This is a genomic window from Treponema sp. Marseille-Q4132 (assembly GCF_014334835.1).
In the GTDB taxonomy this organism is placed as follows: Bacteria; Spirochaetota; Spirochaetia; order Treponematales; family Treponemataceae; genus Treponema_D; species Treponema_D paredis.
In genome coordinates this window covers 1748091-1759866 of the sequence record NZ_CP060591.1, presented here as the reverse complement: position 1 = coordinate 1759866, position 11776 = coordinate 1748091, and the positions used below count along the sequence as shown (strand labels likewise).

13 protein-coding genes are annotated in these 11776 nt (G+C 50.4%); 4 read left to right on the top strand and 9 right to left on the bottom strand.

Annotated elements, in window-relative coordinates; translation table 11 throughout:
- Nucleotides 1-121 precede the first annotated feature (121 nt).
- Nucleotides 122-1501: an MATE family efflux transporter gene (locus tag H9I35_RS08065; protein WP_187418908.1), complete on the bottom strand. Its 1380-nt coding sequence runs from the start codon at nucleotides 1499-1501 to the stop codon at nucleotides 122-124.
- A 182-nt stretch (nucleotides 1502-1683) separates the two neighbouring features.
- On the opposite strand from H9I35_RS08065, the gene H9I35_RS08060 reads away from it, so the two are divergent.
- Nucleotides 1684-2196 carry a ferritin gene (locus H9I35_RS08060; protein WP_187418907.1) on the top strand — a complete coding sequence of 171 codons (513 nt, stop codon included), beginning with the start codon at nucleotides 1684-1686 and terminating at the stop codon, nucleotides 2194-2196.
- A gap of 131 nt (nucleotides 2197-2327) precedes the next feature.
- Here H9I35_RS08060 and H9I35_RS08055 read toward each other — a convergent pair whose 3' ends face one another.
- The 8 genes from H9I35_RS08055 to H9I35_RS08020 form a co-directional block, all read right to left on the bottom strand.
- Nucleotides 2328-3590: a beta-ketoacyl-ACP synthase gene (locus tag H9I35_RS08055; RefSeq protein ID WP_187418906.1), complete on the bottom strand. Its 1263-nt coding sequence runs from the start codon at nucleotides 3588-3590 to the stop codon at nucleotides 2328-2330.
- A 61-nt stretch (nucleotides 3591-3651) separates the two neighbouring features.
- Nucleotides 3652-4392 carry a 3-oxoacyl-ACP reductase FabG gene (gene fabG / locus H9I35_RS08050; protein ID WP_187418905.1) on the bottom strand — a complete coding sequence of 247 codons (741 nt, stop codon included), beginning with the start codon at nucleotides 4390-4392 and terminating at the stop codon, nucleotides 3652-3654.
- A 51-nt stretch (nucleotides 4393-4443) separates the two neighbouring features.
- Nucleotides 4444-4947 (bottom strand): hotdog family protein, encoded by a 504-nt coding sequence (locus H9I35_RS08045; protein WP_187418904.1) that lies wholly within the window; start codon nucleotides 4945-4947, stop codon nucleotides 4444-4446.
- A 116-nt stretch (nucleotides 4948-5063) separates the two neighbouring features.
- The gene (locus tag H9I35_RS08040; protein ID WP_187418903.1) at nucleotides 5064-6272 is read right to left on the bottom strand and encodes a beta-ketoacyl synthase N-terminal-like domain-containing protein; all 1209 of its coding nucleotides are present in this window, start codon (nucleotides 6270-6272) and stop codon (nucleotides 5064-5066) included.
- Entirely contained in the window at nucleotides 6269-6889 is a 621-nt protein-coding gene (locus tag H9I35_RS08035) for a DUF3261 domain-containing protein (protein WP_187418902.1), read from the bottom strand. Before H9I35_RS08035 ends, H9I35_RS08040 begins: the two co-directional genes overlap by 4 nt.
- Nucleotides 6890-6945: 56 nt before the next feature.
- Nucleotides 6946-7632, bottom strand: coding sequence for an ABC transporter ATP-binding protein (locus tag H9I35_RS08030; protein WP_187418901.1), 687 nt, complete (start codon nucleotides 7630-7632; stop codon nucleotides 6946-6948).
- Nucleotides 7610-8368 (bottom strand): ABC transporter permease, encoded by a 759-nt coding sequence (locus H9I35_RS08025; RefSeq protein ID WP_180487311.1) that lies wholly within the window; start codon nucleotides 8366-8368, stop codon nucleotides 7610-7612. Before H9I35_RS08025 ends, H9I35_RS08030 begins: the two co-directional genes overlap by 23 nt.
- A complete protein-coding gene (locus H9I35_RS08020) occupies nucleotides 8343-9293 on the bottom strand; it encodes an ABC transporter substrate-binding protein (RefSeq protein ID WP_187418900.1) in 951 nt (316 codons plus the stop codon). Before H9I35_RS08020 ends, H9I35_RS08025 begins: the two co-directional genes overlap by 26 nt.
- Before the next feature lie 88 nt (nucleotides 9294-9381).
- Between H9I35_RS08020 and H9I35_RS08015 the strand changes: the two genes are divergently transcribed.
- From H9I35_RS08015 to H9I35_RS08005, 3 genes are all read left to right on the top strand, one after another.
- The gene (locus tag H9I35_RS08015; protein ID WP_187418899.1) at nucleotides 9382-10044 is read left to right on the top strand and encodes a Crp/Fnr family transcriptional regulator; all 663 of its coding nucleotides are present in this window, start codon (nucleotides 9382-9384) and stop codon (nucleotides 10042-10044) included.
- A 143-nt stretch (nucleotides 10045-10187) separates the two neighbouring features.
- Nucleotides 10188-10841, top strand: coding sequence for a cupin domain-containing protein (locus H9I35_RS08010; protein ID WP_187418898.1), 654 nt, complete (start codon nucleotides 10188-10190; stop codon nucleotides 10839-10841).
- 119 nt (nucleotides 10842-10960) lie between these two features.
- Nucleotides 10961-11728, top strand: a complete 768-nt coding sequence (locus H9I35_RS08005; protein WP_187418897.1) for a class I SAM-dependent methyltransferase — start codon at nucleotides 10961-10963, stop codon at nucleotides 11726-11728.
- Nucleotides 11729-11776: the final 48 nt, after the last annotated feature.

The following is an 11776-nucleotide window of genomic DNA, read 5'->3' as shown; positions in this document are numbered from 1 at the left end:
TTAATACACAAGTTGACGAATACGGAAATTATTTTTATTTGAAGATTAAAACGAAACGCTGAAATAACGCGTCCCGTTTAATTTCGAGTTTTCTAAAGGATACAGAGGCTGCATAACGATTTTACTTTTTATCGGAAGTCAAGTTTACAAGCCAACGTTCTTTTTTGAGCCAAAAATGCGCGATGACGGCTTTGACTACATCGGAAGTTTTTACGATCGCATACATCACAACGGGACCGAGTACGGTAAAGCGTACCAAAAGAAAGATACCGCCTACAAAAAGAATATTGGCAACGGTATCGCAGATAACACCCATCGTCGTATCGCCTCCGGTGCGTGAAATCGCATACTGTGCATTTAAATATGCCCAAAGCGGAAGGTATGCAGCTGCAGTGATGATAAGACCTCGTGCAATAGCTTGGGAATCGCGGCTTAAATTTTTAAACACAAAAGGAATTAACCATACCGTACAAAACCCGGCCGCCATAAATATGAGGCCGAACAGCACGGAGCCGGACAGTATCCAATTTTTATATCTTTTTGCTTCTTGAAGTTTGCCCGCCCCCAGTTCCTGTCCCAATATAACAGACGAAGCCGTTACGATCCCTGAAAAACAGATAAAGAAGAGATTTGCGATCGCAAAACCCGCCGACATACCGGAAACGACTTCCGCTCCGCCGCGCGTATTATACAAAGCGGTTGAAACGGTTTCCGCCAAAGCCCATGTCAGCTCCGAATATAAAATCATTGTCGATTTTTTAATAATCGTCCCGAACAGCCGCACTTTTATATTGAAAAGTTTGAATAAGTTGAAAAGAAACGGCGGCTTTTTTACGGTAACATACGCAATAAACAATATCAGCTCCGCCGCGCGTGCAATGACAGTTGCGATTCCGGCTCCTTCAACTTCAAGACGCGGAGAACCGAGGTTTCCGAAAATAAAAACCCAATTAAAGAATGTATTTACAAGCGTTGCAATAACGGAGATAACCAACGGAGGGCGGACGATTTCGATTTCGCGTAAAGACGAAGCAAGCGACTGCGAAAACACCATCAGTATTCCGGAAAAGGCAACCGCGCGCGAATAGCGTACGGCCTGATCGATAATCGGCTCCGCATCGGTGTTTACCGTCAGCATAAGACGGAACAAACCTCGCGGCGCAATCAAACCGATAATCGTAAACGCAAGTCCCGCCGTACCGGTGAGCAAAAGTTTAAAGCGCAGGCTCTGCTGCATGCCTTCACTGTCTTTTGCTCCTCTGAATTGCGACATAAAAATACCGCCTGCAGAGCAAAGGGTATTTACGAGGATGATAAACACAAAGATAATCATCCCCGCCGTATTTACGCCGGCCATTTTTATGTCGCCGAGTCCGGCAACCATAAAATTATCGATCAGCGAAACAAAGCTTTGTACCAAAAGCTGCGCCATTACCGGCAGTGCAATCGAAAGCGCGCGAGTATAAAAATGACTTGTGCCGAAACAGGTATGTTTTGACATATAATTCCGCCGAGAAAACATTCGGCGTATTATAACGGTTTTGATCGATCGCGTTAATACACAAGTTGACGAATACGGAAATTATACTTATTTTTAATACAGAACGCTCTAAAGCGGTGTTCGAACAGTCATATATTAAAATTTTCCGTATTTTTTTTACGGGAGTTTTCAAGGAGAATGCCATGCTCGATAAAAACGTACAAAAACTGCTGAACAATCAAATCAACAAGGAATTGTTTTCCGCGTATCTGTATTTGGATATTTCAAATTATTTTTACGACAAAGGTTTGGAAGGCTTCGGCAACTGGTACAAAATCCAAGCGAAGGAAGAACAGGATCACGCGGATTTGATACTGCAGTATCTGCAAAACAACGGTGAGCGCATAGCGCTCGAAGCAATCGAAAAACCGAATCACAGCTACGAACAGCTGAAAGACGCTCTGACCGTATCGCTCAAGCACGAACAGTACGTGACGAGTTTGATCCACGCGGTCTACGATGCGGCTCAGGCGGTAAAAGATTACCGTACGATGCAGTTTTTGGATTGGTTCGTAAAAGAACAGGGCGAAGAAGAAAAAAATGCCGACGATATGATCAAAAAATACGATCTTTTCGGAAGCGATGCGAAAGCCCTGTATATGCTCGACAACGAATTGAAAGCGCGCTCTTATGCGCCGCCTTCGCTCACGTTGTAAAAATTGTTAATCTGAAAAAGGGAAGCATAAACAACCCCGACGCTTGCGTCGGGGTATTAAACCCTCCGCACGAATAAGGGCGCGGGAAAAAGAAACCGTCGATGTCGTTTCCCCGCAAAACTCCTTGTCGTTTATCGTTCGATTTTTTTAAACACGAGCGACGTGTTGACGCCGCCGAACGCGAAATTGTTCGACATAACGTAGTCGCACGATATTTCACGCCCCGCACCCTTGATGTAATCGAGCGGCGCACATTCGGGATCATCGTTTACAAGATTGCAGTTCGGATGGAACCAGCCTTCGTTCATCATATTGATCGTAAGCCACGCTTCCACACAGCCGCACGCGCCGAGCGTATGACCGATAAAGCTCTTCGTCGAAGAAATCGGTACCGCCCGATTGAACACCGAATACACAGCCTGCGATTCCGATATGTCGCCGTGAGCGGTAGCAGTGCCGTGCGCGTTGATATAAGCGATTTTGCTTCCGTCGATACCCGCGTCTTCAAGCGCCATCGAAAGCGCAAGCGCCTGCGTAGCCGCGTTCGGACTCGTGATGTGCGTGCCGTCCGCGTTCGTCGCAAAACCCGCAACTTCAGCATACATTTTCGCACCGCGCTTTACGGCGTGTTCCATATCTTCCAAAATCAGCGTACCCGCTCCTTCGCCGATAACAAGACCGTCTCTGTCTTTGTCGAAAGGTTTCGGCGTCGCTTCGGGCGTTTTGTTGAGGATGCTCGTAGCGCCGAGCGTATCGAAAATTGCCGCGTCCGGAGGTGAAAGCTCTTCCGCACCGCCTGCGATCATGATCTCCGCCTTACCGTCTTCGATCGCTTCGTACGCATAACCGACAGCCTGACTTCCCGACGTACACGCGGTATCGGTGACGATGATGCGCCCGCGAATTTGATAATAGACGCTCAAATTGCACGCGTTCGTCTGCGGCATCGATTTGATATAGGTTTGCGAATCGAGCTTCGACGTGTCGCCGGTTTTCATCATTTCGGCGATATCCATAATTGCGTCCATGCTTCCCATGCACGTACCGTATGCGATGCCGGTGCGGCCGCTTTTCAATTCGTCGATGACGTCTCCGTCGTCTTTTAACAATCCCGCCATCTTGAGCGCGTCTTCGGTCGATACGAGAGAAAGCAGCGCGACGCGTCCCATGCCGCGGATCTTTTTCCTCGGGTACGAAGGAAGCTCCTCTTCGTACGGACACGCAAGGCGCGTGTTCATCTTTTCGTAGCGTTCCCAATCGCTCATATATTTGATACAGTTTTTGCCGGACTGCAGTTTTGCAAAAGCCGTCTGCCAGTCGCGGCCGAGAGCGGTCAACATACCGCCGCCGGTTACGACGACCCGCCGCTTTCCGTTCGGTTTTGTATACGTCATATTGTCTCCTACGCAATATCACGCCGCGTTTCCCCACGGCACAATATTATTAATTAATAATTCAGTGGATGCCGCCGTCGACGGCGATCACTTGCCTCGTAATATACGATGCGCTTTCCGACAGTAAAAACACCGCGAGAGACGCGACTTCTTCGGGCTTTCCCGCCCTGGCCATCGGAATGGTCTGCATGATGATCTTTTTCGCTTCTTCGTTGATCGCGGCCGTCATATCCGTTTCGATAACGCCGGGAGCGATCGTGTTTACGGTAATGTGCCGGCTCGCAAGTTCGACCGCAAGCGCTTTTGCCGCTCCGATGATCCCCGCTTTCGACGCGCTGTAATTCGTCTGTCCCCGGTTTCCCATGATGCCGCTCACCGACGACACGGCGATGATACGACCCTTCTTTTTGCGCGCCATCGGCATGACAAGGGGCTGGATCACGTTGAAAAAGCTGTCGAGATTCGTGCGGATCACCGCATCCCAATCTTCTCCGGTCAATCCGACGAAAGTGTTGTCCCGCGTGATACCCGCATTGCTCACCACGCCCCACAGCGCTCCGTGTTTTTCCGTGAGCGCGTCGAGCTTCGCCTTGCAGTCGGCCCTGTCGGCGACATTGAATTGTACGAGCTCTCCTTTTCCTCCGGAAGCCGTAATCCGAGCAAGCGTTTCTTCCGCCTTTTCCTTTCCGTGATTGTAGTGGCAAATCACGTAGTAGCCGGCTTTCGCCGCTTCCACTGCAATCGCGCGGCCGATCCCGCCCGACGCTCCGGTAACGATTATTTTTTTCGCTTCATCCGCCATAAAAACTCCTCATGAGTTTCACCGCACCGCGTGCGGCAAATCGTTTATCGATCATTCGTCTTTAAACAAATTCGTAATATCTTCCGTTTCCATGACGGTGATCGTCGATGAAACGGCAGGCTCCTTGTCCGACGCCGATGCGAAAAGTTCGCAGTTGTAACTGTATGTCATTTCGGAGCGGTAATCTTCTTTTATCTTCATCACGATCGTCGTACCGCTTTTCAGATACGGAACGGCCGCTTTGAATTTGCTGACGCTTAAAATAAAACCGGGACGAGGATAGCGGCCGAGCGCTTTATTCGTAATGCCCGTCAGCGCCGAAATACCCTGCGCCATAAATTCAAAACCTGCCCACGTCGGCACACCGTCGGACGCAGCTTCGTAAAAGATACACTCCGGCGTAATATCGTATTCACTCGTAACCGTATGCGCTTCAGCGTCGTGCTGCGTTACGCGGCTGAGCAAAAACATCTTTCCCTTGTGCGGCAAAAGATCGATCAGCACATCGCGCTCGATGCGCTGAGGTAAATCTTCACGTATCGTTTCGCTTTCCATAGTTCTCCTCGTTTTTTTCCCGTGCACTCTGCACGCAATTGCTCCGTATACGCTTCTCTGCGAATGCACCTTTCGAAGACGCAAGCCGTATGCGGGCGCAACGGCATGGAACACAATCACGCCAAACCCAGCACCAGGCTCGCATTCGCACCGCCGAACGCAAAAGAATTCGACATGCAGATTTTTACCCGACCCTTGTGCTCAGCACCGACGGTACCCGCAATATTCAAAAGCGGCAGATCCGGGTCGTATTCGCCGTCCCATACGTGTTTCGGAAGCACGATATCGCCTTCCGTTTTTCCCGCGTTTTCAACCAATGCAGTATAGCATATTGCAGCTTCCAATGCACCTGCCGCGCCGAGCGTATGCCCCGTAAGCGGCTTTGTAGAACCGACGGAAACTGCACAGTCCGCAAACACTTCGGCGACGGCTTTCGCTTCCATCGCATCGTTGAATTTCGTACCCGTTCCGTGCAGATTGATATAATCGATTTGATCCGGCATGAGTTCCGCACGGACGAGCGCCGCTTTCATTGCACGCGCAGCTCCCGCACCGGAAGGATCGGGGGACGTCATGTGGTAAGCGTCCGCGCTTTCTCCCCAACCGAAAAGCCGCACGGGCTCTCCTTCTTTCGGAGCATCCCTCGTCATAACGAAAAAAGCAGCGCCTTCTCCGAGCGTAATGCCTTTCCGGTTTGCGCTGAGCGGATTCGTTATCTCCGGCGAAACGGCTTCGAGAGAATCGAAACCGAGAAGCACCGTATCGGAAACGACATCGACGCCGCCTGCAATCACCGCATCCGCAAGTCCGCTTTTTAACAATTCCGCAGCTTTGATGATCGCGCCGGCGCTCGACGAACACGCAGTGCTGAACGCAAGAGCGGGTCCGCGTATACCGTATTTTTCCGACACGTAAGTCGCCGCGTAATCCGCACCCTGCACTTCAAGCGTATACCTTGCGGGAAAAGCTCCGTCCGCGATAAAAGCCGCGTGAGCGGGAAGCGAAAGTTCCGTGCCGTTATCGCACGAGCCGACACAGACGGCGACGCGCGAGGGACCGTACGCCGAAAGCGCACCCAATATTTCCCGCTCGATTTGCACGAGAGCCGCATCTTCGAGGCGGATACACCGCGTATCGAAGCGTGCCGCCGTTTCATGCAAAGCTTTATCGTCCGCCCGTCCCGCAAAAAATTCTTTGCCGGAAAGAGAGCGCAGTTTTTTTATGCCCGATCGGTCGCCTGCGGCGCATGACCGCCACAATTCATCGACCGAAGAACCCGCCGCACACACGACGCCGGGCTTTGAAAGATACACCGGATCCGTCACAAGGCCTCCGTGAGATGATATTCGTAGCCGCGGAGATGGTTGATGATACTCACCGACGAAGATGAAATCGATATCTCTTCGATGCATTTTTTACCGTTCATGATCCTGCGCAATTCCATGCCGTCGTCCTTCGTAACGATAAAATCGAGCCCCGCACTGCGCAGGGACCGCGCGACCGCATCCGCATCGTAATACGCAAACTGAATATCCGCGACGATATACTGCGCTTTCAGCGAAGACGGCAGCACTGACGACGCAAGCGAAAGTTCCCCGCCCGTATACGTGAGCGTACCCATATCCGACCCGAAATCGTTCAGCAGATTAATAAAAATACCGCCTTCGTTCGCCTGTATAAATGCCTGCATATAAAAGGACGAAGTGCCGAAACTCGCGGTAAACATATACAGAGCGTCGATCGGAAAAGCGATATCCGAAGGCGAAAGCAGATCGACGACGCGCGTATTCGTAACGTGCACCGGATAACGCATAGAACGCCCTTTTACCGTAGCGCAGGAAGCGAAGATCGCAAGCAGCAATACCCCGAACATGCACGGTACCGCATTTTTGAAGACGAGCGCATGAGATTTTCCGACTGTGAGCATTTTTTGCGTAATCATGCGCTCATTGTAAATTGTATGGCGCGCTTTGTCAAACTCAAGGCTCATTATCGCCGTCAGCTTTGCTCCGTTATTATCCGTAAAATCCCGTCTTTTAATTCCTGCTTTTTTGCGGGCGTAAGTCCGCTTTTGTCGTGCAGGTCAAGCGTATCGGCAAGGCGCATCGGATTTTTTTTGCACACGAAAATAACGTCGGCAACCGAAAGCGCTTCTTCGATGTCGTGCGTAACGAATAAAATCGTATTGTTTTCTTTTTGATGGATCGCAACTAAATCGGCAATCATCTTATGTCTGATGCCGTAGTCGAGCGACTTGAACGGTTCGTCCATAAGTAAAAGCTCACTGCCGTAATAGAGGGCGCGCGCAATCGAACAGCGCTGCTTCATACCGCCGCTCAGTTCGTCAGGATAATAGCGCTCGAATCCGGTAAGGCCCGCCATATCGATAAAGCGCTGCACTTCTTTATCGTCGCCTTCGGGGTTTACCGATTTGATATTTTGTGCGACGGTCAGCCAGGGAAGAATCCTGTCTTCCTGAAACACATAGCCGATTTTTTTGCCGCCCGTTTGCAGCAAGCCTTCAAAATTCGTATCGAGCCCCGCGACGATATTGAGCAGCGTCGACTTTCCGCAGCCGGAAGGCCCGACGATAACTGCGATGTCGCCGCTGTTCACAAAAAAAGAAAGACGGTCGATAACCGTTTTGCCGTTGTAGATTTTTTTAAGATTGTTTACGCTGAGCATATTTTTGTTCCTTCGGCACAAACAGCAGGGCGACGGCGGCTTCCAACACATAGTACATGCACACCGACACGACCGTCCACGCGATAATCGCTTCCGGTTCGATATTCAAACGCGCGTTCACAATTTGCCCGCCGATGCCGGAAGAAGTCGTCAGCACTTCGCCCATAACGACCGTTTTTGATGCGGTACCCAAGGCGATCCGCAAACCGGAATAAAACTGCGGCTTTACGGACGGCCACGTGATTAAAAAAAAGCGCTGCTTTTTCGTATATTTGAACACGGTTCCCATCTCAAGCAGTTTTCGGTCTACATGCAAAACCGCATCCTGTACCGAAATCGCGATAATCGGAAAAATCGCAACCGCGACGATAAGGACGGCGGGCTTTCCGTTAAAACCGAACCAAATAATCGCAAGCACGAGCAGCGCAACAGGCGGCACAACCTGCAGCACGCCGAGAACCGGCTTGCACAGTTCCCGGCACGTTTTGCACACGCCGCACACATAGCCGACGAGGCAGCCCGCCGCAATGCCGAAAAAAAGCCCTGCGCCAAGCCTGCCCAAAGTTTTTGCCGCTTCGTGCAAAAGATCGGGAGCGGACAAAATACGCGCGAGTATTTTACCGACGGCCGGAATCGGCGGCACTACAAGCGGCGGGTACGCCAAAGAGAGTACCTGCCACAGTGCAAGCATGGCGAGCGCCGCTATGCAGTTATTTTTTATAGAGGATTTTTTCATCGGGAACTTTTCCGCCGATCGTCGCCGGATCAAAATCGACTAAAAGCTGCCAAAACTGCTGCAAGTCGGCTTTCGCATCGTATGCGTTTTTATAGATAAGCCCCATGCGCGGAATCGCTCTTTGCACAACCTGCGCTTTCATGCCGAGCTTGGAATCGGCAAGAGCAGCCGCCTTGTCGGGATTTTGCAGCACCCAGTTCAGCGCCTTTTCGTATTCCGCTTCAAAGCGTGCGACAAGGGCGGCATTGTCTTTTATGAATTTCGATTTTGCGCCGAAGCCCGCATTCGGAATGATCGTATTGTCGTCGGTAACTTTTTTCCATTCTTCTTCGAACGAAAACGCGACACGCGCATTTTTATTCTGCATTAAAATCGCCGTAACCTGCGGTTCGATCATCGTCGCATATTGAATTTTTCCGGCAGCCATCATCTGCGCAATTTCCGGACGCGAAGAGTAGATAATCGTTACGTCTTTTTTCGGCGTAAGTCCGGCTTTTTTCATAAAAAACTGCGTGATAACGTCGGGCGGCGAAGACTGCAGCGGGACGTACACGGTCTTCCCTTTTAAGTCCGACCAGTTTTTAAGCGCGGGATCGGTCGTCAAAAAATACGAAACGCCCCACGTGTCCACGTTCGTCAGCGTTACGGGAACGCCCTTGTTGTACAGCTTTGCGATGACCGTCAGCGGAAACGCAAACATATCGAAATCGCCGCTCTGCACCATCGCGATAAGTTTTTCCGGCGCATCCCAAATCGTATATTCGATTTTGACATTTTCGCCGAGCGCATTCGATTCGATCATGCGCAAAACGGGCAAAGCGGGCGGCGCTTTCGGCATGCCGATGCGGATCACCTGTTCCTTTGCAAAGGCGGCACAGTTCAGCGCAATAAACAGCGCGGCCGCGGCAAACACTATTTTTTTCATCTCTAATACCTCCGGATGATTGACACTGCCCAAAAGTTAGCATAAACTAATAATAAATTCCGTTGCCGCTGCAACAAACGGGGAAAAAATGCTGAATTTTTACACGTCGTTTTTGGCGCGAACGGCGGTATTCAAAGGGATTCCCGCCAAAGACATAGACAAAGCGATCGCCTGCCTGCGCGGATTTTATAAATCGTTCGAGTGCGGGCAGGAAATATACCGCTCCGACGACATCGTCTCTCATGCGGGAATCGTGGTCGACGGAAGCGTTCACGCCGAACAAATCGGTGTAGACGGCAAAACCGTGCTGCTCAAAGAAATCGGACGCGGGGAATCTTTCGGAGAAGCGCTGTGCTGCCTCAGACAGGCGAACCCGTTTTTGCGCATTATCAGCGCGGAAAAGACAAAGGTTTTGTTCATTCAGCTTCCCTCGGAAGACGGCACAAATCGGTGCGGCTGCCCCTACCGCATAATCGTACTTGAAAACCTGTTGCGGGAAATGGCGCGCGACATTCAGCACCTCAACATGAAAATTCAGCTTTTGGCGCAGCCGACGCTCCGCGACAAGCTTTTATTTTATCTGCATCTTACGCAAAATGCGCTGCGCCGCAATCCGTTTACGCTGCCGTTTACGCGCGAAAAACTCGCGCAATTCATATCGGCGGACAGGAGCGCCGTCTCGCGCGAGCTGAGCCGCATGAAGCGCGAAGGAATTATTCAAATTGAAGGAAAAACGGTAACGCTGAATTGAACTTACCGCACGGCCGGAAATCGCTTTATCGACCGACATACGAAACGGATGAAAAAAACTTTTTCCGTAATTTTGTTGCCGGAGCAACGGATTCCGCACCGGATTTACAGTATGTTAGTTACAGGTAATTTACGGAGGCCGATATGCTGAAAAGCAAACATATATTTTCCATCGCAAAAGACAATGCACCGGTGGAAGGGTGTACGGTTTCGGAAAAAGTGCTGCAGGGCGGTGCGTGCAGTATGATTGTTTTTTCGATTGCTGCAGGCACGAACATCAGTCCCGAAAGCTACGACCATCCGAAAATTTGGAAGATCGAAGAAGGCAGCGCCGAAGTGCTGTATTTGACGGCCGAAACGCAGGCGCTTCGCACAGGCGACATTTTTATCGTACCGCAAAACATTCCCGTCGGCATACGGAGCAAAACGGGATGCATATATTCGGAAATACTTTTAGATAAGGAGTGTATTATGAACGACATTTTAAAGAGCGCGAAGGTTTTCGCATTAAAAGATCTTCTTCCTTATAAAGACGGAAAGATTGTAAACATGGACCTCGTCGACGGCGACAAAACCAAATTTGTGATTATGGCTTTCGATGCGGGAACGGGATTGTCCGAACATTCCGCACCCGGAGACGCGATTATCTTCTGTCTCGACGGCGAGGGCATTATCGGATACGAAGGAAAAGAGTACCGCATTCACGAAGGCGAAAACTTTAAGTTCGATAAAAACGGCAAGCACTACGTCAAAGCGGAAGGCAAATTCAAAATGGCTTTGCTGCTCGTCCGCGACTGATTGCAGTTTGCACCACAGAGATGTATAGCGTACAGCTGACTTACTTTTAAACTCGGCGATTTGTCAAAAAAAACCGATTGCTTTTGCGGCAGCTGTACGCGCAGAAAAAAGGAGACAGTATGTACGGTGAAGCGGGGCATATATTTTTGGCAAGGCTGGGCAAAACGACGCTGCGTCCCGGAGGAATCGATGCGACCGCATGGCTCATCGAACAGGCAAATATAAAAAGCGATACGAAAATTCTTGAAGTCGCGTGCAATATGGGAAGGACGATGATTCAGCTGTCGAAAAAATTCGGCTGCAAGATCACCGGCGTGGATCTCGATAAAGATGCGCTCAAAAAAGCTGACGCAAATATCAAAAAAAATCATCTTGAAGACAAGCTGACGCTGATTCACGGCGATGCGCTCGCGCTGCCGTTTGAAGATGCAAGTTTCGACATCGTCGTCAACGAAGCGATGCTGACGATGCTTATCGGTGACAAAAAAGACAAGGCGCTCAAAGAATATTTCCGCGTACTCAAGCCGGGAGGACTGCTTTTAACGCACGATGTCGCTCTCAGGACATCCGATCCCGCCGAGCAAAAAAAACTGCGGAGTGCTTTAAGCAAAGCCATAAACGTGAGCGTTGAGCCGCTCGATGCCGCCGGCTGGGAAGCGCTCTTTTGCAAAAACGGCTTTACCGTTACGCAAAAATGCGGAGAGATGACGCTGATGAGCCCGCGCGGCATGATCCACGACGAAGGCCTTGCCGGTGTACTGAAAATCATAAGCAACGCGATGAAAAAAGAAAACAAGGCGATGTTCAAACAAATGTTCCGCTTTTTCAACGGACACAAAAAAGACCTCGCCTACATCTGCAGCTTCGGGACAAAAAATAAAGTATAAGCGGAAATGGAGGAACGGAAACAGCGGCAAAACACGAACGGTGAAAAA